Source organism: Haloarcula sp. CGMCC 1.2071 (genome assembly GCF_037078445.1).
GTDB classification, from domain to species: Archaea; Halobacteriota; Halobacteria; order Halobacteriales; family Haloarculaceae; genus Haloarcula; species Haloarcula amylolytica.
The window spans coordinates 21,264-43,021 of sequence record NZ_JAYMGY010000009.1; the positions used below are offsets into that span (position 1 = coordinate 21,264).

Annotated in this window: 23 protein-coding genes; 10 read left to right on the forward strand and 13 right to left on the reverse strand. The window is 65.4% G+C overall.

Features of this window, described 5'->3' with window-relative positions:
* The first annotated feature begins 295 nt into the window (after positions 1–295).
* From VI234_RS15385 to VI234_RS15410, 6 genes are all read left to right on the forward strand, one after another.
* Positions 296–934: a helix-turn-helix domain-containing protein gene (locus VI234_RS15385; RefSeq protein WP_336330512.1), complete on the forward strand. Its 639-nt coding sequence runs from the start codon at positions 296–298 to the stop codon at positions 932–934.
* A 128-nt stretch (positions 935–1,062) separates the two neighbouring features.
* On the forward strand, positions 1,063–1,305 hold the full coding sequence (locus VI234_RS15390; protein WP_008308761.1) for a 4Fe-4S ferredoxin N-terminal domain-containing protein: 243 nt from the start codon (positions 1,063–1,065) through the stop codon (positions 1,303–1,305).
* Positions 1,298–3,793, forward strand: a complete 2,496-nt coding sequence (locus tag VI234_RS15395) for a molybdopterin-dependent oxidoreductase (protein ID WP_336330513.1) — start codon at positions 1,298–1,300, stop codon at positions 3,791–3,793. Before VI234_RS15390 ends, VI234_RS15395 begins: the two co-directional genes overlap by 8 nt.
* A 2-nt stretch (positions 3,794–3,795) precedes the next feature.
* Positions 3,796–4,626, forward strand: a complete 831-nt coding sequence (gene dsrO, locus VI234_RS15400; RefSeq protein ID WP_008308764.1) for a sulfate reduction electron transfer complex DsrMKJOP subunit DsrO — start codon at positions 3,796–3,798, stop codon at positions 4,624–4,626.
* Complete coding sequence (gene nrfD, locus VI234_RS15405; RefSeq protein WP_008308765.1) at positions 4,626–5,927, forward strand: NrfD/PsrC family molybdoenzyme membrane anchor subunit; 1,302 nt, start codon at positions 4,626–4,628, stop codon at positions 5,925–5,927. Before dsrO ends, nrfD begins: the two co-directional genes overlap by 1 nt.
* Positions 5,924–6,511 (forward strand): TorD/DmsD family molecular chaperone, encoded by a 588-nt coding sequence (locus VI234_RS15410; protein ID WP_336330514.1) that lies wholly within the window; start codon positions 5,924–5,926, stop codon positions 6,509–6,511. Before nrfD ends, VI234_RS15410 begins: the two co-directional genes overlap by 4 nt.
* Positions 6,512–6,737: 226 nt before the next feature.
* On the opposite strand, the gene VI234_RS15415 is transcribed toward VI234_RS15410, so the two are convergent.
* The 13 genes from VI234_RS15415 to VI234_RS15475 all read right to left on the reverse strand — a co-directional run bounded on the left by VI234_RS15415 (position 6,738) and on the right by VI234_RS15475 (position 18,934).
* Complete coding sequence (locus VI234_RS15415; protein ID WP_336330515.1) at positions 6,738–7,370, reverse strand: trimeric intracellular cation channel family protein; 633 nt, start codon at positions 7,368–7,370, stop codon at positions 6,738–6,740.
* 172 nt (positions 7,371–7,542) lie between these two features.
* Positions 7,543–8,781, reverse strand: coding sequence for a P-loop NTPase (locus VI234_RS15420; protein WP_336330516.1), 1,239 nt, complete (start codon positions 8,779–8,781; stop codon positions 7,543–7,545).
* Between the two features lie 2 nt (positions 8,782–8,783).
* On the reverse strand, positions 8,784–9,635 hold the full coding sequence (locus tag VI234_RS15425) for a HEAT repeat domain-containing protein (RefSeq protein ID WP_008308769.1): 852 nt from the start codon (positions 9,633–9,635) through the stop codon (positions 8,784–8,786).
* Positions 9,632–10,486 carry a hypothetical protein gene (locus VI234_RS15430; protein ID WP_008308770.1) on the reverse strand — a complete coding sequence of 285 codons (855 nt, stop codon included), beginning with the start codon at positions 10,484–10,486 and terminating at the stop codon, positions 9,632–9,634. Before VI234_RS15430 ends, VI234_RS15425 begins: the two co-directional genes overlap by 4 nt.
* Positions 10,483–11,163 (reverse strand): molecular chaperone TorD family protein, encoded by a 681-nt coding sequence (locus VI234_RS15435; protein ID WP_336330517.1) that lies wholly within the window; start codon positions 11,161–11,163, stop codon positions 10,483–10,485. Before VI234_RS15435 ends, VI234_RS15430 begins: the two co-directional genes overlap by 4 nt.
* Positions 11,163–11,996 (reverse strand): ethylbenzene dehydrogenase-related protein, encoded by an 834-nt coding sequence (locus tag VI234_RS15440; RefSeq protein WP_008308773.1) that lies wholly within the window; start codon positions 11,994–11,996, stop codon positions 11,163–11,165. The genes VI234_RS15435 and VI234_RS15440 overlap by 1 nt, the downstream gene beginning before the upstream one ends.
* Positions 11,989–12,216 carry a hypothetical protein gene (locus VI234_RS15445; protein ID WP_336330518.1) on the reverse strand — a complete coding sequence of 76 codons (228 nt, stop codon included), beginning with the start codon at positions 12,214–12,216 and terminating at the stop codon, positions 11,989–11,991. The genes VI234_RS15440 and VI234_RS15445 overlap by 8 nt, the downstream gene beginning before the upstream one ends.
* The gene (locus tag VI234_RS15450) at positions 12,209–13,285 is read right to left on the reverse strand and encodes a 4Fe-4S dicluster domain-containing protein (protein ID WP_336330519.1); all 1,077 of its coding nucleotides are present in this window, start codon (positions 13,283–13,285) and stop codon (positions 12,209–12,211) included. Before VI234_RS15450 ends, VI234_RS15445 begins: the two co-directional genes overlap by 8 nt.
* Complete coding sequence (locus VI234_RS15455; RefSeq protein WP_336330520.1) at positions 13,282–16,140, reverse strand: molybdopterin-dependent oxidoreductase; 2,859 nt, start codon at positions 16,138–16,140, stop codon at positions 13,282–13,284. The genes VI234_RS15450 and VI234_RS15455 overlap by 4 nt, the downstream gene beginning before the upstream one ends.
* Entirely contained in the window at positions 16,133–16,315 is a 183-nt protein-coding gene (locus VI234_RS15460) for a hypothetical protein (protein WP_336330521.1), read from the reverse strand. The genes VI234_RS15455 and VI234_RS15460 overlap by 8 nt, the downstream gene beginning before the upstream one ends.
* A complete protein-coding gene (locus VI234_RS15465; RefSeq protein WP_336330522.1) occupies positions 16,312–17,706 on the reverse strand; it encodes a cytochrome b in 1,395 nt (464 codons plus the stop codon). The genes VI234_RS15460 and VI234_RS15465 overlap by 4 nt, the downstream gene beginning before the upstream one ends.
* Positions 17,706–18,362 carry a QcrA and Rieske domain-containing protein gene (locus tag VI234_RS15470; protein ID WP_008308784.1) on the reverse strand — a complete coding sequence of 219 codons (657 nt, stop codon included), beginning with the start codon at positions 18,360–18,362 and terminating at the stop codon, positions 17,706–17,708. The genes VI234_RS15465 and VI234_RS15470 overlap by 1 nt, the downstream gene beginning before the upstream one ends.
* A complete protein-coding gene (locus VI234_RS15475; protein ID WP_007190101.1) occupies positions 18,359–18,934 on the reverse strand; it encodes a hypothetical protein in 576 nt (191 codons plus the stop codon). The genes VI234_RS15470 and VI234_RS15475 overlap by 4 nt, the downstream gene beginning before the upstream one ends.
* Positions 18,935–19,114: 180 nt before the next feature.
* Here VI234_RS15475 and VI234_RS15480 point away from each other — a divergent pair, with 180 nt between their 5' ends.
* The 4 genes from VI234_RS15480 (at position 19,115) to VI234_RS15495 (ending at position 21,648) form a co-directional block, all read left to right on the forward strand.
* Entirely contained in the window at positions 19,115–19,774 is a 660-nt protein-coding gene (locus tag VI234_RS15480) for a helix-turn-helix domain-containing protein (RefSeq protein ID WP_050007411.1), read from the forward strand.
* 85 nt (positions 19,775–19,859) lie between these two features.
* Positions 19,860–20,525 carry an HD domain-containing protein gene (locus VI234_RS15485; RefSeq protein WP_008308792.1) on the forward strand — a complete coding sequence of 222 codons (666 nt, stop codon included), beginning with the start codon at positions 19,860–19,862 and terminating at the stop codon, positions 20,523–20,525.
* A 148-nt stretch (positions 20,526–20,673) separates the two neighbouring features.
* Positions 20,674–20,991, forward strand: coding sequence for a DUF5783 family protein (locus VI234_RS15490; protein ID WP_050038195.1), 318 nt, complete (start codon positions 20,674–20,676; stop codon positions 20,989–20,991).
* A 138-nt stretch (positions 20,992–21,129) separates the two neighbouring features.
* A complete protein-coding gene (locus tag VI234_RS15495; RefSeq protein WP_336330523.1) occupies positions 21,130–21,648 on the forward strand; it encodes a TRAM domain-containing protein in 519 nt (172 codons plus the stop codon).
* The last annotated feature ends 110 nt before the right edge of the window (positions 21,649–21,758 follow it).

The window sequence follows — 21,758 nt, forward strand, 5'->3', positions numbered from 1 at the left end:
CAGGTGGAGGCGGCATTTATCTTGTGACTCTAGTGACACCACTGTACGTGCACCTGACGGCGGTGTCTCTCGGCCGACTCATCGCCGACTATGGCCCAGCACAGCAGTACAGGCAGTTATTTTCGATCCTCCGATAACAGACGAACGCTGTCACCGACGCAATGAGTGACGCCGCCGCGGCTTCGGGAGGCTCCATTCTCCACATAGAAGAACAGGTAGAATACGCCCGCAGTCTGCGGATTTCGGCGGCGATGACAAAATGCATTTAACTGCAGATAGTCGAGTGACAATCAGAATGGGACACTCCGAAAGCGGGCCTACAGGGGCGACATCGGGGACCGCGAAAGAACGAACCCTCAAGGTTCTGTTCGAAATTGAACTGCCCGATGACTGTTCGTGCCCCCTTTCGGATCCGGATGCAGACATCGAGAACGCTCAGAACCAGATCGACGACGGCGTCTGTCACGCGGAGGTGACTGTCACCGACGAGGCCGGTACCGAGCGGGTTCTCCACTCGACAAACCAGGTCGGGGACGCCTGTCTCTGTCTCGCCTTTAGCGAGGTCGGGTGTGTCCCACGAACCCGGCGCGTAGACGGTGACTCGCTTTTCATCGAGACGTACGTCTCAGACCGAAGCGTCATCAGCGAGCTAGTCGACCAGTTGGAATCGGCCGCGAAACGAGTGCGTCTGCGACGGCTGACATCCCGACAGGACGACGCGACCGAGTCGGAGCCCACTACAGTCGACCTCGCCTGTCTCACGACAAAACAGCGGGAAGCGGCGATACTCGCAGTGGACGAAGGGTACTATCAGACGCCCCGGCAGACGACCCTCGACGAACTCGCGGCCACGCTCGACATCTCGAAATCCGCCCTCTCTCAACGCCTGAACGCCGTCGAATCGAAACTCGCGACGGCCGCCTTCGACCCGTAGACTCGCCTTTTCGGGCTGGACGCACTGGCAGCGACAGAGACTCCCGGTGACACTCCCTCCGTATTTAAATCCCTTCACAATACAGCGCTCTCCCTACCGAGTTTCGAGGGTAACCGGTAACTAGAGCCATGAATGACCCACAGCAGCCGCGGTTGACGCCGATTGATGAGTGGGAAGACGAAGCAGCAGCGATGCTTGACGGCGTCGAGTACGACACTGATTTGGGGCTACGGATGGCTCGTGACGCGATTCGTGTCTCGAACGGAGAACTGAGCGACGCCGAATTCCACGAGAAGTATCACGAGGAGCTACTGGCAGAGTTCGGTGAAGACGAGCGGCCGACCAAACCTGAGGGATTCGACGATGACTGACGACGACGGCGTTTACCGACGTGACGTACTGAAAGCCAGCGGAGCGGCTGCTGCCCTCGGTCTTGGCGGGGGCGGGTTCTTCCAGACGCTGGTCGAACGCGGAGACGGAACCGGGCCGTCCAACCGCGACTCCGGTATCGAGAGCTACGTCGGGCAAAACGAGGTCATCCAGACCGTCTGCTCACCGAACTGTCGCGGGAAGTGTCCCATCGACGTCCACGTCCGCGACGGCCAGGTGAAGAAGGTCGAGCCACATCCGCCGGAAGACGAGCAGTACAAGCGGGCCTGTGTGCTCGGCCTCTCACACACCCAGCGTGTGTACGACCCGACGAGACTGAAGTACCCGATGAAGCGCACAGACTGGTCGCCCGACGAGCCAAACCCCGACGGACGCGGTCCGGACGCCGAGTTCGAGCGCGTCTCCTGGGACGAGGCACTCGACCTCGTCGCCGACAAGATGCAGTCGCTGAAAGCAGCCCACGGCGCGGAGAGCGTCCTCTTCCACGCGGGGTCGGGGAACTACGGCCAGTCCAGCACGGCGTTCAATCGACTGGCCTCCCTGTTCGGTTCGACCCAGTCAGCCTGGGGCATCGACGCCAACGTCGGTCGTGGATTCAACCGGGTCACTGGGACCGGCTTCTTCCTTCCGCCGACGAACGAGGCCGAGGACTGGGAGAACGCGAACACCATCATCGTCTGGGGGTCGGACCTCTTCGCCAGCCAGTTCCAGATGGACGCCTCGAAGGTTCTCGACGCCGTCGAGAGCGGGGCGAAGCTCGTCGTGGTTGACCCGGTGTACACGACGACAGCGTCGAAAGCCGACCTGTGGCTCCCGGTCAAACCCGGGAAAGACGTGCATCTCGCCCTTGCGATGATGCACACCGTCTTCGAGGACGAGACGTACGACGAGGACTTCCTCCGGAAACGGACGACCGCGCCGGCGCTGATCCGCACGGACACCGGGGAGTTGCTCAAGGCGAGCGACGTCTTCGAAGACGGCGGCGAGAACCAGGTCGTCGCCGTCGAACAGGGCAGTACGACGCCGGTCGAACTCGAACCGGAGACCGGTGGCCCGTATGCGCTCTTCGGGGAGTACACCGTCGACGGCATCGAATGCGAGACGGCACTGACCAGACTCCGTGACCACGTGGCCGACTACGCGCCATCGAAAGTCGCGGCGAAGACCGGTGTCGACGCGGAAAACATCCGCACTGCAGTCCGATGGCTGGCGACTCGCGGCCCCGGTGGCATCGCCCCCAGCTACGCGATCGGGCGGTACAAACACGGGCACATCTTCGGCCAGACCTACGCGATGCTCATGGCACTGACCGGTGACTACGGTCGGCACGGAAACATCCACGCCCATCACTCCGGCGGTGCGACGCTCAGTACCGGTGGCTGGAGCGCGCCGGAGGACGCTGACCCCGGACCGTCGCTGTTCTTCCCCGAATACCCAGACGCGATACTCGACGGTGACCCGCACAAGGTCAGGGCCGTCTACTCGATCGAGTCGAACATGATGGGCAACCAGTTCCCGGACCGGCAGCGGTTCAGAGAGGCCATCAGAAGCCTTGAGATGTACGTGGTCGCGGACATGCACCACACGGATACGGTCCAGCACGCGGACATCATCCTCCCGGTTCCACACTGGTTCGAACAGGAGGATATCACGTCCAGCTGGGGGTCCCATCCACACATCAGCTACCGACACAAGGTACAGGAACCGCTGTGGGAGGCCAGAGACGACTACTACGCGATCCGCGGGCTCGCGGAGCGGCTCGGCTTTGGCGACCGGTTCCCGGAGACGAAACGCGAAATGCTCCGGGAACTCGCCGGCCGAGACGACGATATCGACTTCGACACGCTGTTCGAGCAGGGAACACAGAAGAAAGAGAGCGTCCCCATCGTCAAGTACACCGATGCGTTCCCCACTGAGACGGGGCGAATCAAGATGTACGACGACGACGCCCCGAGCGAGGAGGGCGTGACGTTCGACGTTCCTCGACCGCTCGAAGACCGGACAGCCGACGACTACGAAAAGGCCGACGAGTACCCGCTGATGTTCATGCAGAAGCACAGCCGGTTCCGCATCCACTCGCAGTACGAGATGCTGAACTGGGTGCGTGAGGTCAACCCCGAACCACAGTTGGACATCCACCCGACGGACGCGAAGGCCCGCGGCATCGAGGACGGCGAGTACGTCCGAGTGCACAACGACCGCGGCGAGATGATCGTGAAGGCGAAGTACAACGAGGCGTTCCAGCCGGGGCTGGTAAACACTGACCAGGGATGGTGGGCACGCGACTACGTCGCGGGCCACCACAACGACCTCACGCACAACGAGGTCAGCGAGGTCGGCCAGACGATGGCGTTCTACGACGTCCGTGTCGAAGTCGAACCGGCCCCCGATGACGTCGATACGGACAAGTACGAAGCCGATAACCCGCGCGGGGCCGGTGCCGACGCACCGCGCGCAGGAGGTGACTAACAATGACGAACTACGGCCTAGTAATCGACCAGGAGCGGTGTATCGGCTGTCAGGCATGCGCAGTGTCGTGTAAACAGGAGAACAACGTCCCGATGGGGCAGTTCTGGAACCGCGTCCTGACGGAGGGCGGCGACAAGATTGACACCCCGTCCGGTGGCTATCCCGAAGACGGCGGCAGTGGCTCGCTGGACATGGAGTACCAGCCGACGGCGTGCCAACACTGCGAAAACGCGCCCTGTGTGAAGGTCTGTCCGGTCAACGCGACGTACACCCGGGACGACGGGATCGTCGAAATCGACTACGACAAGTGCATCGGCTGTCGCTACTGTATGGCCGCCTGCCCGTACAACGCACGGGTGTTCAACTGGGACGAACCCGAGCAGATGCCCGAGGAGGGGACGGGCGACGTTGCCGCCCGGCCACAGGGCGTCGTCGAGAAGTGTACGTTCTGTAGCCACCGCGTCGACGAGGGACTCGACCCGGCCTGTGTCGTCAACTGCCCGGCCGACGCACGCATCTTCGGCGACCTCGACGACGAGGGGAGTACCGTCTCGAAGTACATCAACGAGTACGAGACGGACCAGCTCCTCGAAGACCGCGGGACGGACCCGAAGACGCACTACATCAGCGGCGAGATGAGTCCCGGTCGGCCGCAGACGTCGGATAAAATGGAGAGCGAACTCGACGATGTTTCTCCGTGGTCCGATGGAGCCGAGGACGTGCCGTCTGACGCCGACGGAAGCGACAGTGGCGACTCGGGTGGCAGCCACCACTCCATCGAGAGTGATGCAGATCCACACGTCCCGGCAGTGGGGTCCGGAGGTGATGACTGATGGCCGCTGACTCGTCACGGATCGCGATTCCGGCCTTCGGGACGAAAGGAAAGCTGTGGCTCGGTCTGCTCGCGGCCATCATGGTCGCTGGACTGGCAGCCTGGGGCTACCAACTCACCACTGGGCTTGTCGCCACGGGGATGCGCAACGTCTTCTCGTGGGGACTGTACATCATGATGTTCGTCCTGTTCGTCGGGCTGTCTGCCGGGGGACTCATCATCTCCAGTGCACCGAAGTTCTTCCATTCACACCGCTACGAGGGGTTCGCACGGCTCGGCGTGCTGGTCAGTCTCGCCTGTATCACCGTCGCGGGTCTGCTCATCCTCCCGGACATCGGTCGGCCCGAGCGACTCTACCAGTTTTTCACCTCGCCGGACTTCCGCTCGCCGATGGTGTGGGACTTCGGTATCGTCATCCTCTATGGCGTGCTAAACCTCTGGTATCTATGGCTGCTGACCCGCCGCGATCTGGCCGCCCGCGGGTCGCGACTCGCACTGGGCGTTGCTGATACCGACGCTGGGCGCGAGCGTGACCGCACGCTCATGTTCTGGACCGCAGCACTCGCTCTCCCGACCGCGGTCGCACTCCACTCGGTGACCGGGTGGATTTTCGCGACGCAGATCGGTCGGGGCGACTGGTTCAGTCCCCTCGTCGCACCGGTGTTCATCGCCAAGGCGCTCGTCTCCGGGCTCGGACTGTTGCTGGTCGTGTCGGTACTCGCAGACCGGCTCACGAACTACGAGGTCGACCGCGAGGAACTCACGAGTCTCGGGAAGATACTCGGCATTTTCCTCGCGCTTCACGTAGTGTACTTGCTCGCGGCCGAGCGACTGCCCCACGCCTGGGCGAACCACTTCGAGTTCTGGGCCATCACCAGCAGCTTCCTCATCGGCGAGTCCGTCTACTTCTGGCTCTGGACCGTCGTCGGCGGGGCAGTCCCGCTCGTCATGCTGATGATTCCATCGCTTCGGAAGCGCGTGTCGGTCATCTTCACCGCGAGCCTCCTCGCGGTCTTCGGCACGATGTTCGAGGGGATCCGGCTGGTGTTCACGGGATACGAAGTCGCTAACATCGCCCTCCCACCGGGTATCTCGACCGGTGGGGAGTATGCCGGCATCACGACAGACATCTGGGCGACTGCGGGGGCCTACACCCCGACGCTGGTCGAAGTGGCTGTCACCCTCGGTATCGTCGCCTTCGGCGCACTCATCGTCACGCTCGGCCTGAAATACGTGCCGATTCAGCGAGTCGAGAGACCGGAGTCGTACGCGACTGACGGCGGTCGACAGGAGCGACAATGAACAGACAGACTGACGCTCCCGCCAAGCGTGAGCGAGCAGCCGAGCGCGGCACAGACAGCGACGGATTCCGCTCGGATGTCGCGGCGACCTACGCCGTCCTCGCCGAATGCTGGCGGGAACCGACCGAACAGCTGGTCGAAGCCGTCGAGACCGGCGAACTGGTCCCGGTAGTCGGCGACGTTGGCTCGGTTGACCTTCGCCGTCTCAGCGCCGAGTACACCCGGCTGTTTATCGGGCCGGAAGGGCCACCGTGTCCACCCTACGAGAGCGTCTATCGCGACGGCGACGACCCGGACGAACTCGGCCCGGTCAAGGGACCAGCTACGATGGCTGTCGTGCGCTGGTACCGGGAGTTCGGCGTCCAGCCTGCGGCTGACCATCCGGACCTCCCGGACCACATTGCGACCGAACTGGAGTTCGCCGCCTATCTGGCAGAAGCGGGTCTCGACGAACGGCTTGCCCAGTTCCGTGCGGAGCATCTTGATGCGTGGGCTGACGAGTTCCTCGGCCACGTCGAGGCAGAGACGCGCGAAGCGTTCTACGCGTCACTGGCAGCCACGACCCGGGAGGTGCTCGGGCAATAGCGGACCTGCGGGGCACTGATCGGGTTCGTCGCGGCGGCCGACTGTCTCCTCACCCATCTTCGCGGACAATACGCCCCCAGAGTCGTGTGCGCCGTCAGCGACCAGTATCGCGACGAGTACGAGAGACAGCTCCCGCAGCGGTCGCACAGTCGGTCACAGCGACGAAGCCCAGCGGATGCAGGAGAGCGGGGCATGACAGACGAGAACCCGGAGCGGCGGCGCGGTCCTACTGTGCGTCGCGTCGTTCCCACGCCTGGACCGTCGGGAGCGACCACCCGCGACCGATGCCCAGCCCTCGGGCCAACAGCACCGCGAGCGCGCACCCGGCCGATGCCGCACCGGCCGCCACGCCTAGCTGTGCCAGCGCCCAGAAGGCGAGGCCGCCGATGACGGCACAGGACGCGTAGAAGTCCTCGCGGAGGATGAACGGCGTCCGGCCCAGCAGTAGGTCCGATATCGCGCCGCCGCCGGCCGCGTTGACCGTCGCCAGCGCGACGACGGCAAACACCGGGAGGCCGGCCTGATGGCCCAGCAGCGCTCCGGTGGTCGTGAACGCCGCCAGCCCGATGGCGTCGGCCGTCAGGACGACCGGATGCTGGTGGCCGTCGTCGAGGAAATGCACGAGCAAAACGGCCGCGGCGACGCCGAGGAGCGACAGGGTGACTTCGCCGGGCGACTGCAGGGAGTTCGGAACGCGGTTCAACAGCAGGTCCCGCGTCGTCCCGCCACCCAGCGCCGTCATCACGCCGACGACCGTGACGCCGAATACGTCGTAGCGCTCCTCGACAGCCTTCGCCGCGCCGACGAACGCGAACCCGACCAGCCCGATAGCGTTCATCACCGCAAACGGGTCGGTCACGTTACCCCTCCGGCCCGCTGGGGCACGGCGCGTGAGCGACCCCGGGCGAGTCGACCCGCTGTCACGAGTTTCGCGGTCATTATGCTACTACTACGGGTGCGGACAATTATGCCTTTAGTCCTGTCCGTGAGGCGTGGGACTTGCTGTCACTGTCGACTGCCAGCGACCGTACTCACGGCTTGACCGTCTCCAGTACCCAGACGGACGGTGTCGCTCGGCGGACCTCGAACGGGTCGAAAGCTTCTCGTGGAGCCTCGGCGAGTCGGCCCAGGAACTGCCCGACTGGCGTCGGGTCGCGGTCGCTGACGAGGACGAACGACTCGTCGCTGTCCAGTGCGGTGAACTGCTCTCGAACCAGATCCTTGCGTTCCTGTGGCGGCAGGCCCCGGATATCGGCGGTCGGATCAACGCCCACCTCACCGGCTGTGTCGAGGGCCGATTCCACGGCATCCCCCAAATCGCTGACCGCGCTGGGCACGTCGCCGGGCGCTGGCGTTTCCTGCAGGTCGTGCGAGAACGGGAGTTCGGCCAGCACGTCGGCATCGAGGTCCGAAAGCGCGTCACCAGTGAACAGGTCGTTCGGTTCGCCACAGCAGTCACAGACGTACTCCGCCATGTTGACGACGGTGCCGAGCACCGGCACGTCGTTGTCGCGGAACAGTTCGACCGTCCGGCTGGTGTCGCTGACGCTGGCGTGAAACGGCGTCGTCACGACGACCACGCCGTCGACGGGGACCTCCTGCAGCGTCGTCAGCACCACGTCGCCCGTCCCCGGTGGCAGGTCAAGCACCAGTACCTCGTCGTTGCGCCAGGCGGTGTTCTCGAAGAGGTCGTCGAGCGCGTCGTGGGCCATCGCCCCGCGCCAGGCCAGCGGCGCGCCGCTCTCCATCAGGCCGACGCTCATCACGTCTATGTCGCCCGCTCGGACGGGGAGCGGGTCGCCCTCCTCGCTGGAGTGGACCGGGCCGCTCACCTCCAGCAGTTCGGGGACGTTCGGCCCGTGGATGTCGGCGTCGAACAGCGCCACGTCGTTGTCGGCGGCCAGCGCACAGGCGAGATGCGTGGCCACCGTCGACTTGCCGACGCCGCCCTTCGCGCTGGCGACGGCCACGACGTGGTCGAAGGACTCGACGCCGGCCTGGCCCTCGCTCGTTGGCGTCGTCCGTTCGACGTGGACGCTGTCGACGCCGTCCACGTCGTCGACCGCGTGGAGCATCGCCTGGACGACCTGGGTACTCGTCCCGCCGTCCAGCGCGGTCAGGTCGGCCTCGATAGTCACCTCACCGTCGGCCGCGTCGATGTTCTCGACGAAGCCCGCGTCGAACACGGAGAGGTCGGCGTTCGGATCGCGCACGTCTCGCAGTGCGGCTTCGATGCGGTCGGTCAGTGTGGTGGGCGTTCCGTCAGTCATCGTCAGAGGTCGGGCATCCGATTGAGTCTGTCTTCGCCGGGCAGCAGTCGGGCGTCGTTCTCCAGCGCACCGCCGAACTGCCGCCGGAACCGTCCGGGGTCCACGTCGAGGGACCGCTCGGCGGTCTGGCGGACCACGGTGGCCGGGTCGTCGGTGAGTTCGCGCAGTCGCTCGCGGGCGCGGTCCTCGTCGACGCCGCCGAGCATGTGGGCGGCCCATTCGCGGACCCGCTCGCTGTCGTCGCGGCTCTGTTCTAACAGCAGGTCGGCCATTTCCTCACCGCGAAGCTTGAACAGCGAGATGGCCGCGTTGCGCCGGACCGCGTGGTGGTCGTCGTCGATTGCGGCCGCGATATCGTCCTCGTGGGCCTCGCGGTCGACGTTGTCGAGCGTGACGACGGCCTCCGCCCGGACCCACGGGTCGGGGTCGGAAAGCAGTTCCACTGCCACCGCTGCGGCCCGCTCGCCGCCGTGGGCCGTCAGCGCCTCGACGGCGAACTGGCGCACGTCGCTGTCGTCGTCGGTCGTCGCAGCGCGGGCCAGCGCCGCCACGATTTCGTCGGTGGACGCGCGGTCTTTGAGTTCGAGGGCGGCGCGGCGGCGGTCGGTCTTTTCCCCGTGTTCGATGTCGGACAGCAGCGACGCCACCGCGTCGCCCTCGACGGGCTCGGTGTCGCTGGCGGCCAGCTCTTCGGGCGTCGCCTCGCCGATGGTCACGTCCTCGCGGGATACTTCGATGTCTTCGAGCGCTTCGATGTCGGTGTGCAGGCCCGGACTGCGCTCGGGGTCCAGTTGCGGGTCCGGGTCCTCTTCGAGGTGCTTCTCGAACTCGTCGTCGTCGTGACAGCCCGTCATCGCTGGCCCTCCTGTGCAGTGAGGACGGCGATGCCGAGCGCGAACGGGAGCGCACGCGGGATCGACGCCGGGACGCCCGCGAACGCGACCAGCGCGACGCCGGCGAGCAGCGGCCATCGCCGCGTTCGGCTGGCCGCGCTGGCCGCCGTCACCGCACCGGCGACCGCCAGCGCGACGACCGGCAGGCTCGTCCCGACGACGCCGGTCCCGGTGAGCGTGACCGCGCCGGTGACGAACGGGACGGCGCGACCGACGGCAAAGACGACGGTGAAGGCGGCCAGTCCCCCGATTACTGCGCCCCAGTCCGCCGTCGACAGCGAGCGCCAGTCCGTCGCGGCGAACGCCGGCATCGACGCGATCCCGAGCAGCGCCACGGTCGAGGCCGCCGGTCGGAGGCCCGTCCAGCCGCCGACGCCGCTGGCCAGCCCGATACTCAGCGCCGCGACGAGCAGGGCGACCGCGGCGGCCGAGACGAGGTCCAGATGGCGTCCCGCGACGGCGGCGACGGTCGCCGTTCCGAGGACGACGGCGGCGGCCGCCGGGAGCGCCGCTGCGCTACTGAGCAGCGACAGCAGGCCGAACACGCCGACGAACAGCAGGCCGATGCCGGTGAGCGGGTCGGCGTCGGTGACGGCGACGGCGATAGCCGCGGCGGCGACGACGGCCGTGGACACCCCTGTCGCCAGGCCAGGCGAGACCGGGAGGCCCGCGTACCCCGGTGCGTTGACGAACAGGACGGCGAAGTACCGGGCGGCGACCGCGACGGCCGCAGCGCCGACTGCCAGGTTCGCCAGCGAGTGGCTCCCGCCGTGCAGCAGCGGTCTGACTCGTTGCTGTAGCGCCGCCGTCATCGCTGGTCCTCCAACCGTTCCGCGAGGTCGTTGCGGTCGGCGCGGACGAACGCCTCCAGCAGTTCGCCGAAGCCGCCGTAGATGTCGGTCCCGGGCTCGTCTGCCAGTCGGTCCGCGACGCCCGCGGCCGCATGGCCGAGGTGGCGGTCGTGGAAGTCCAGCCGAGCGATTGCGGCGTCCTCGCCGACGGCGGCTTCACGGCGGGCCAGGTAGCCCGCGAACTCCAGTTCGTAGGTCAGCGCGTCGTGGTTGTCCCGCTCGTCCTGGTCGATTTCCAGGCCGTAGTGGCTGTAGGCCCGCGAGAGGTCGAGGTTCACGTCGTTCCAGGAGTGGTCCGGGCGGTATTTGGACTCGTACAGCGGGACCGGCGGCCCCTCTGCTTCGAGTGAGCCGTCGGTCCGGTCCGTGTACTCGCTGTAGCCGAGTTCGAAGATGTCGTTGTAGCGGGCCGCGAGCGTCTCGTAGTCGTCGTCGGTGGGCAGCGACGGGACGGGTACGTCAAGGCCCGTCCGGTCGAGACACGCTCGCAAATCGGCTTCCAGCGTCCCGTCGGCCGCCGCGCTGTGGAACGACTCCTCGGGGTACTCGAACGCTTTGGCGAGCGTCGCGTACACCGCGCCGCGAGCAGCGGCGTCCTCGTCGAGGTCGTCCATCGGGTCGGTTGGCGTGGTCGCCATTACTCGGCCCCCCGCGTGCGGTAGATGCCGAAGCTGGTGACGCCGACGACGGCGACGATGGCGATGCCGGCGAGGGTCCACAGCAGCGTCTCGTAGGGCGGTCCTTGCGGGCCGCCGCTGAACGGGTAGTAGTGCCACTCGCTGACCGCCTTCTGGCCGGACCGCTCGCCGTTAGAGCCGTTCCAGACGGCGAAGGCCACGTCGAGGTCGCCGTCGGTCCGCAGGTCGGTCCGGTTCTCGCTCGGCGCGTCAAGCTGGCGCGAGTACACCACCGTCCAGGTGGCGTTGCCGCCGGTGCCGCTGTGACTCGCGTTCGCCTGGACGGTCGGGTTCTCGAACGGCGTGGTCGAGCCAGCGCCGCCGGCCAGCAGTTCTTGCGTCCCGGTCGATCCGCTCCAGTACCAGACGTTGACGCGGTTGTCCGGGCCGCCCATCGCTATCGGCGGCCGAGAACTCGTGTTCGCCGGGAACTGGACCGCGACCGCGTCGGCGAACTCCCGCGTGGCGCTGGCGTTCATGTCCCGGGTCGCGTCGTGCCACTCCAGGCGGACGTACAGCCGTTCGTCGGTCCGGACGGCCTGGACGTCGACCGTCTCGATTGACGTGTCATCAGCGTTCGGGACGCTACTCGGGGCGCTCGAAAGCGGCACGTCCGAGGCCGGGACCTCCGCCCAGCCGTCGGCACTCGGTTCGGCGAGGTCGGCCGTCGATACCTCCGAAACCGGAATCTCGTGTGCTGGCCGGGCGCTCACCATCGGCGCGGCCACCGTCGAGACGACGATGAGCCCCGCCAGCACCGCCGTGAGTATGAGCGTGCGTCGGTGGTCAGTCATCGTTGACCACCCCCTGAGCACGCTCAGGGGCGGCCAACTGGGACCGCTCGCGGGCATCGCCCGCTCGCGTTTCCGAGCCGCGTAGCGGCTCGCTACTCATCGTCGAACACCGCTGGCGTATTCGCCAGCGGATTCGAACTCGCTCACTACGCTCGCTCGTTCGAACGCCGGAAGACCGCAGGTCTTCCGAGCTCGACGTTCGTTCGCGGTGCTCACTCATCGTCGAACACCTCCAGTCGGTACTGTTTGGCCGGGTTCTTGTCCTGAAGCAGTTCCATTAGTTCGCTGTCACCGCCCTGTCGGACGCGCTGTCGGTGGGCGTCGATAGTGTCGAGCGCCTCGTCGACGCCGTCGCCGAACAGGTTCCGGAGGTACTGCCGGGGAATCCGGTCGATGTCGACCGTCTCCCCGTCCTCCGTGTGCTGGCCGGGGGCGAAGGGCGGGATGTAGTAGACGTTGGGCTGCGTGCGGAACTCCGGATGGAGCGGCAGGGCCACTTCGTACTCGTTGACGAGCTTGTGAATCGGTCCCTCCTCGTCGTCGAGGAAGCCGACCAAGCGGAGCTGTGGCGGGCACTCCTCAGCACAGGCCGGGGCGAACGTCTCCCCATCGGGGCCTTCCCCTTCGATGCGGGGGTAACAGAAGATGCACTTCTCGGATTTCTTCGAGACGGTGTTGTAGTACACCTTCTTGTAGGGACAGCCCTCGACGCAGTAGCGGTAGCCCCGGCAGCGGTCCTGGTCGACGAGGACGATGCCGTCCTCCTGGCGCTTGTATAGCGCCGAGCGCGGGCAGGCCTCGACACAGGAGGGGTGGGTGCAGTGGTTGCAGATGCGCGGCAGATAGAAGTAGTAGCTGTTGGGGTACTCGCCGGCACCCTGGTCCTCGTCCCAGTTGGGCCCCCACTCCGCGCCCTCGCGGGGCCGCAGCGGCTCGTCGCTGCCCTCGTACATGATCTCCTCGTGGTTGAACTCCCAGGCGCGGCCGTAGTCCTCCTCGTCGGGAATCTCGCCGGGCGAGCGGTCGGAGTGCTCGCTCGACTCCCAGCCGCCGCCGGAGTCCTCCCAGCCGCGGGGGTAGCCCTCGCCGGGCTTGGTCTCGACGTTGTTCCAGTACATGTACTCGCTGCCGCTGTCCTCCGTCCAGAGGCTCTTGCAGGCGATGGTACACGTCTGGCAGCCGATGCACTTGTTCAGGTCCATCACCATCGCGACCTGGTGGTCGACGCCGTCGGCGACGTTGACCAGCGTGTCCTCCTCGCTCTGATCGTCCTGTTGATCGGTACTCATTCGGTGTCACCTCCGCTCGGTCGGACATCCACGCGCACGTCGCTGTTGACCCCGGTCGGTCCCCAGTAGTTCGGGAAGAAGTACAGGTGTTCCCCGGTGTCTTCCGGGTACTGGACCAGCTGGGTCGGCTTCATGTACATCGGGACGAGCGTGTTGAAGTTGTCCCGGTCGGGGTACTGGAACTTCTCCCAGGAGAAGAAGTGCCGGATCGTCCCCGGTTCGCTGGAGGGGTAGATCTTCGCCTGCACCTCGACGCTCCCGAGGTCGTTGTACACCTCTACGGTGTCGCCGTCCTCGATGCCGCGCTCTTCGGCGTCCTCGGGGTTCAGATACACTACGGGCTCGCCGCGCTGGAGCCTGAGCATCTTGGTGTCGTCGCGCCACGTCGAGTGGATGGACCACCGACCGTGGGGCGTGTTGTACGACAGCGGGTAGTCGCCGCCGGTGTTTTCGGGCCCCTCCTTGTGGGTCGGGAGTTCCTCGCCGAGTTCGAGGTACCAGTCGTGGTCAATGTAGTACTGCTGGCGGCCGGTGAAGGTCGGCCAGGGGTTCTTGTCGTGGACGTAGTCCTGCCACGGGACGTACGCCTCGCCGTCTTTGATGTCCGAACTCCAGTGGTCGCCAGCTTCGAGGAACCGCTGTGGCTGCTCGTCGATGTCGTCGAAAGTTATCTGCTCGTCGCTGCCCTCGGGGTTGGTCTCCTCGGAGTGTTCGAGGATGAACTCCGCCGCGGCTCTGTCTTCGACGAGCCCCTCGTCCTCGCCGGTTTCCCAGTCGCGGACGTAGTCGTCGTAGATGGTCGTGAGGTCGATGGTCCGGTCGAACTTTCGGTCCACGATAGGCTCGACACCGCGTTCCTGGGCGCGCTCCTGTATTTTCTCGGCTATCAGGCGGAATATCTCCCAGTCGGTCTTGGCCTCGCCGAGCGGTTCGACGGCCGGCGTGAATGGATGCACATAGCTGTGCATGTCCGTCTCCGAGAGGTCGTGTTTCTCGTAGTGGCTGGCCGCCGGTAGCACGATGTCTGAGTACATCGCCGTCGAGTCCATCCGGAAGTTGATGTCGACGACGAGGTCGAGTTTGGGCCAGAGCTGTTCTTCGAGGGCGACGTTGCCCTTGGCCTGATTGAAGTAGTTCCCGCGCCAGATGAACATCGTGGACGGGTCCGGTCGGTTCCCGTCCTCGCGCTCCTCGGGGTAGACCGGCATCCACCCCTTGTCGATGGACTCGCGTATCTTCTCGGCGGTGTCCGGGTCCGTGTTGTCGAGGATGCCGGCATGGAAGTAGGTCCACAGCGTCGTCGGGACGCCGCGGACGTTCCCGGTCGGGAACGAGAGCACCTTCCAGCCGTGGAACGACCAGATTTTCTCCTGGCCCACGTAGTGGTCCAGTCCGGTGCCGGGGTCGCCGAGGTTCCCCGTCAGCGTCACGAGCAACTGGATGGCGCGGTTGCCCAGGTCGTTGTGGTACCAGTCGTTGACGCCCTTGCCGTGGATGATTTTGGCGGCGTCGGCTTCGGCGAACTCGCGGGCGACCCGCTGGTAGGTGTTCGTACCGACGCCGGTCTCCTCGTGGACGACTTCCGGCGTGTACTGACTGAGTTCGTCGGTGAGGTTCTCCCAGACCGACCGGACTGCGACGCTGCCCTCGTCAGCATCGACGCTACGCTCGACACTCAATTGTGGGTCGAAGTCGAGTTCGATACTTGCGGAGTAATCTTTCTGTCCGTCCCGCTCACCCAGCGAGCCAGGCGCACGACGGAGGGTGCCGTCGGCGTCGACCATGACGAACACCTTGTCCGGGTCGTCGGCGTCCTCGGCGAGGCCGACCTCGCTGGCCCGGAGGAATTTCCCGGTGTCCTCCCGAACGAGCAGCGGCATGTCGGTCTGCTCTTTGAGGTGTTCCTCGTCGTGCAGTCCCTCGTCGACGATGGTCTGGGCCATCCCCAGCGCGAGCGCGGTGTCGCTGCCGCCGTGGGGCGAGAGCCACTCGTCGGTGTGGATGGCCGTCTGGGAGTAGTCGGTGAAGATGCCGACTCGCTTTGCGCCCTCGTAGCCGGCGTCGAGGAAGTACTTCGCGTCGGGGATGCGCGTGACGTTGATGTTCGACCCCCAGGCGATGATGTAGTCCGAGTTGTGCCAGTCGGCGGATTCGGCGTTGTCCGTCTGGGTGCCCCACGTGATCGGCTGGCCCGGCGGCAGGTCCGAGTACCAGTCATAGAAGCTGTGCGAGACGCCCCCCAGCAGATTGACGAGACGGCTTCCGCTCGCGAAAGAAACCGGTGACATCGCCGGAATCGGCGTGAATCCCGAAATCGCGTCGTACCGGCCCGCCTGTACCTCGTCAATGATGTGGTCGGCGATTTCGGTCAGTGCCTCGTCCCAGCTAATCCGTTCCCACTGGCCCTCGCCGCGGTCGCCCGTGCGGCGGAGCGGGTGGAGCACGCGCTGGTCCGCGTTGACGTAGTCCGTGTAGCAGGCCCCCTTCTGACACCCGCGCGGGTTCGGGTCCGGAAGGCTCTCGTCGAACGTCGGGTAGTCGCCGGCCTGTTCCTCGCGCCAGACCTGGCCGTCCTTGACGTAGACGTTCCACGAGCACGAACCGGTGCAGTTGACGCTGTGGGTCGAGCGGGCGACGGAGTCCCAGTCCCACTCGTCGCGGTAGAGGTCCTCCCAGTCCCGATACGGATACGACCCGATGGGATCGTCCACCGCTTCGAGGCCGTCCATGCCGTCGTCGGCGAAGGACAGCCCCGTCGCGCCAAGCAGCGACGCGGCGCCGAGGCCGCGCACGAAGTCGCGGCGACTGATTCCCGCACTGTCCGTTTCGTCGTCGGTCAGGTCGTTTCTACTCATTGGTGATGAACACTGTCGCAGTCGCGCAGGCAGCCCCGACGATAGCCAGCGCGATGCCGGTCGGCGTGCTGCCGCCGACTTCGAGGCCGGCGGCGACCAGCACGAGGCCGACCAGCTTGCTCGTCGTATCCAGCAGGCGATACTGCCGCGCAGTCAGTTTGACGCTCGCAGTCATCCGTCCTCCTCCGATTCGGTGCTAGCCGTTCTCTCGTCTACTGCGCCGCCGTCCGCGGCTACGTCGCCCTCCTGTGATGGCGCGGGCTCGCCGTCGCGCAACAGCAGGTACGTGATGCCGCCGAAGACGGGCGGGACGACGAGCAACGCGGCCGTCAGGATGGGGTTGACCACGTTCGTCGTCGTTCCGAGCACCTGGTCCGCGAGGATGTTGTTCATCCCCGCAATCGAGGCGATCATGATGAACGCGACGGCGGCCACGCCCACACCGGTCTGCCAGGCCCGGTCCAGCGGGTCCGCGGTGAAGTGTGTGGGCTCCGTCCGGTCGATGAACGGCCAGAGGGCGACCGCGGCAAACACCAGCCCCGGGAGGACGATGCCGCCGACGAACTCCCCGTTGATGTGGGCCGGGCCGATGTTGAAGCTGATCTGTGGCAGGAGCTTCAGGAAGCCGTACACCCACATCAGGAACCAGTCCGGCATGATGAGCGCCGGCGTGGCCGCGGGGTCGTTCGGGCCGTACTCGGCGACGTTGTGGACCGGGAGCAGGCCCGCAAGCGCCGATAGCGTCGCCGCAGTGACGAAGAACACGACTGCCGACACCGCAGCCTGGTTCGGGAACGCGGGCAGGCCGATGATGATGTCGTCGTCGTCCTCGTCGACAGTCTGGCGGCCGGCCGTCACGTCACCGTCCCGCGGGGCTTCGGTGTGTTTCTGCCTGATGAGGATGGCCATGTGGACGGCCAGGCCCACGGCGATGGCCGCCGGTATCACGAGGACGTGCAGGAAGTACAGCCGCGGAATCGTGGCGGACGAGGGGAACTCACCCCCGAACACCACCTGGCCGAGGAAATCACCTGCCAATGGTATTGATATCGTGAGGTTGTAGCCGATGCTCGTGGCTGTGGCGGCGAACTCGTCGAACGGCAGCGCGTAGCCGGTGTAGGCTGCGCCCATCGAGAGCGCTGCCAGCCCCGTCCCGACGATCCAGTTCGGTTCCCGGGGATTGCGGTACGCGCCGGTGAAGAACACCCGTAACATGTGCAACCCTATTGAGGCGACGAACAGGTGGGCCGCCCAGTGGTGGAGCCGGCGGATGAACATCCCGAAGGGCACGTCGTAGGTGATATGCAGCACCGAGACGAACGCTTCGGGCATCTCCTCGCCCTGGAACTTCTGGACGCTACCGTCGTACTCCACGTCGGAGGTCGAGGGTTCGAAGAAGAACCCGAGGAAGATCCCCGACAGGACGAGCAGGAGGAAGCAGAACAGCGCCACTTCGCCCAGCAGGAACGAGTCCTCGGCCGGGAACGCCTTGCCGAGGAACTTCTGGCCGTTCTCCAGATCGAGGCGGGTGTCGAACCAGTCGTAAACGGCTTTCGCGCGGGACATTATCCACCTCCGGGGCCGACTGGCCCCTCAAAGTCCCCGGTGGCGACGAGGAATCCGTCGCTTGTCACCGTAATCGGAAGCTGTGGGAGCGGTCGCCCCGGCGGGCCGCCGCTGACCGCCGCCCCTTCCAGAACGTTGAACTTCCCGAAGTGGCAGGGACAGACGACGAGGTCCTCCTCCCGGTCCGATACCATACAGCCGGCGTGGGTACACACCTTCGAGAAGGCGGCGTAGCCGTTGACGGTGAACCCCTCTGAGATGTCGCTGCCGTAGTCGGACTCGGCGTAGCGCACCAGCAGCGTCGGTGCGTCCTCGATGCCGGGTCGGGGCTCCGGAAAGACGGTCATGTGCTCGCCCTCGGAGAGCCGGCTCTCCGTGATGCGCTCGCCTTCGCTGTCGACGAGGTGGATGCCGTCGGAGTACACCGGCCCGTTGTATCCCCGCTCGAACACCTGCGTGGTGCTGGCAAGCGGCGCGGTGAGGCTGGCGACGGCGGTCAGGCCGCCGACGGTCGCGAGGAACTTCGCGAAGTCCCGGCGGCGGAGTTCCGCGCGGGCGTCCCCATACAGTGTGGGAGATGTACCGGTGGCCCCGTCACACGAGCAGTCGTCGCCCTGTTCCTCGTCGTCGTCATCGGGTTTCGGATAGTCTATCATTCGTGCCCCCTGATTTCGGCGACTTCGACGTGTGGCATGAACCAGGCGTAGTACGCGACCGTCGAGAGCGCGAGCGAGAGGAACATCCCGGTCGCGTACAGCCCGAAGTACTGGGTGCGGGCGAGCGTGAGGTACTCGCCGGTGAACAGCGCCGCGAAGACGATAGACAGGACTGTCAGCCCGCTCATGGCGACGAGTCCCTCTATGGCGTCCGAGGCGTCGTGGTACTCGACAACCCAGCGGTGCTCCGTGTTGAGCCACGGCAGCGAGACGGTCCCGCCGTCGGTGACCGGCTCGGCGTCGTCAGGCGGCCGGACCGCCCTGTTCATGAACTGGTGGGCGGCCGTCAACACGCCCACGAGACCGAACAGGGCGACCCAGACGACGACACCGACCTGGCTCGGTGACAGCTTGTTCGGCGTCTCTACTGGGCTTTCGAGCGGCCGGATGTCGCTGACGCTCTCGTCGATAGCGATTTCTTCCGACGGTGGCTCGCCGTGCAAGGCGACGTACCACATCGGCAGCAACACCGCTGTTATCAACAGACCGATGAGTATCGTGTTGCGTCTCATAATCTTGTGTTATCTCGGTTCGCCAGCGATTCGAACGGCTGCGCTGTGTCGCTGTGTTCGGGGTTTGTCCCAGAACCCGGATGAACTGCCAGCCCGACATCTTAGGCCCATTATATGGCGGTTTTTTATACGAACATGTTCGCCTACCCTTTCTTATGGAAGCCGGCACATCTACCGTGTATGTCGGGCCGAATGCTCGCCGAGGTCGAAGTGTTCGGTCCTCGGTCCTGTCAAGTACAGCCACACGCTGACGAGGAGTGGTCAGTGTCGTCGGTCTCTCGGAGCGCAACGAGTGGTGATGCCGACCGCGTCCTCGAAGAGTTCACGCTCAAGGGCGGTGATGACCACCCGGGAGCGCTACAGAGCGAACTCCCGAATGTGGACCATGTCTTCGCTTACGACCAGCGACACGTCTTCCAGGTGTCCCGGGCGGCCGAACAGGGTTGTGTCTGTGAACGTATCGAAGCGGCCGGCTGTGTCGTCCAGAAGTTCACGGCGGATACCGAATCCATCGTTGTCACGTTTCTCGTCGACGATATGCCGACTCTGCGGGATATCGTTGCCGACCTCCAGTCGGAAGGCGAGACTGTCAAACTACGGCGGCTACTCGAAGACACGTCCACGGAGACGGATCAGCCGGTCGTGCTCGACCGCGCGAAACTGACCAATCGCCAGCGCGAGGTGCTGAGCCAGGCCCACCAGATGGGGTACTTCGAGCATCCGCGCGATGCGACTGCCGGCGACGTGGCCGAAGCGCTTGACATCTCCACCTCGACGTTCACCGAACATCTCGCCGCCGCCCAGCGGAAACTCCTCGACGACCTGCTTGACTCCCGCTGAGTGGGACCGCTCCGCTTCATGTCAGCGATACAGAGGCATTTCACAGCAGTTATTCCAGCCGGCACGCGAGGTGCCACCGCCGCCAATGACACAGGAACTTGGTCCCCTCGCTCGAACACTGTCGGTCCCGTACTACGAAGACGCCCTCCCAGCGCACGACCAGTTTCACGCCAAGCGAGTCCGAGACGTCGCGCTTCGGCTCGCGGGCCACTGCGACGGCTCGGTCGACCGGGATGTCCTTGCCGCGTCGGCGTGGCTCCACGATATTGGTCGGCCCCGGGAGCGGGCCGGTGAAATCGATGACCACGACGAATGGGCCACGGCGGAAGCCGCACAGCTACTCGCGGCTGAAGACGTGGAACCCGACCGAATCGACCGTGTCAAACACTGTATCCGAGCACACAGTATCCGCGCGAGTTCTCCGGAGCCGAGAACGCTGGAGGCGAAACTCCTCTTCGATGCGGACAAACTGGACGCTGCCGGGGCACGCGGACTCGTCCGACTGGCCTGTATCGTCGGCGAGCGATCTGGGCGGACGGGTAAGAAATACGCTGTCATCGATGACACGTCAGATACTGACCTCGAATCGTCGGATCATCCGGATATCACGCTGCTTCGGGAATGGGCCCGAGAACGCCTAGATATGCTGTACACCCACCCCGGCCGCCGTCTCGGTCGGACTCGTCGGGAATTCATGGACGAGTTTTTCACTCGATTCGACGGTGAAATCGGAGGCACGGGGGAGTGGTAAGCGGCGTCCGGTCGTGGCCGATAGACCCTCGACCGGCGGAGCCCGAATCCGACCGCATTGATGCCGACTGACGCTGCAGCCGTTTCGGCTGGGAAATCCATCTCTGAGGCACGGAACCCTTTACCCTCGCCCCGGCGACACTGCATCTATGACCGAGTTCGACGCCGAGAAGTTCGACGAGAAGTACGTCCACTACTTCGAGGAGCTCGAAACGGCGTATTCGAACGCGTACCAGGAGCTACACGGGCAGTACGATTCCGAGGTCCTTCGCGGGATCGACCGGCAGATTCTCAGCGAGAGCGAGCCGGTGTACGAGGGGGGCGGGGCGTTCAGCATCCGGCTGCCCGACGACACTGCGGCGCGTGCACAGTCTCTGCCGGGCGACGAAGCGACGTTCGACACAGTGCTGTCGGCGTTCACCGACGCCATCGAGCGTGAGCTCCGTCGGCTGTTCGAGTTCGAGTAACCCCGAGTTCTGCCCGACGGATCGCTCGATAGCGGGCGTGCACAGCCTGTCTGTCACCCCTTCCAGCAGCGGTCGGCCCGGCGGATCGAAAACACCAGAATCAATGCAGTTCCGGTGCTAGCTGAACCAATTATACTAATGGCGACCGATTCAGATCTTCACTGTCTCTTTACGGCTTCCGTCGAGGAGCAGAACGACTCGTACGTGGTCGAGATTCCGAAACAAGAAGTCGAACTGGGAACGCTGGCCCCCGAGACGCTGTACCGGATCGCACTGTTCCAGTCGGCGGCTGCGGCACCCACTCCCCAGCCACAGTCTCATTCCAGTCCCGAGCCTCGCTCTAATTCCCAATCGGAGCCCGAGCCTCAGTCCAATTCCCAATCTAAGTCTGAGACCCAGTCCGATTCCCGGTCCGACGGGCGGAGCAGGGAACCGGAGTTCGAACCGTCGTCCCCGCCAGTTGCCGAGGGTGAAACGCGCGTGGTCGAGATCGAAAACATCGGCGACAAAGGCGACGGCGTCGCGCGTATCGACGGCGGGTACGTCGTCATCGTCTCTGACGCAGATGTCGGGGAGCGCCTCCGCGTCGAGATGGAGCAGGTCCGCGAGAACGTGGCCTTCGCGGAGGTCGTCGAGCGCCTGCCGTACTACGAGTAAGCCGCTGTCCTCTCAGCCCAGACCTGGCTTGGTGCGGTGCCGGGGCCGCCGTCCGACCGCCGGTCACCGGCCAGACAGCCGAGGGTATATTTCTCCGCCGACTGTCGTTT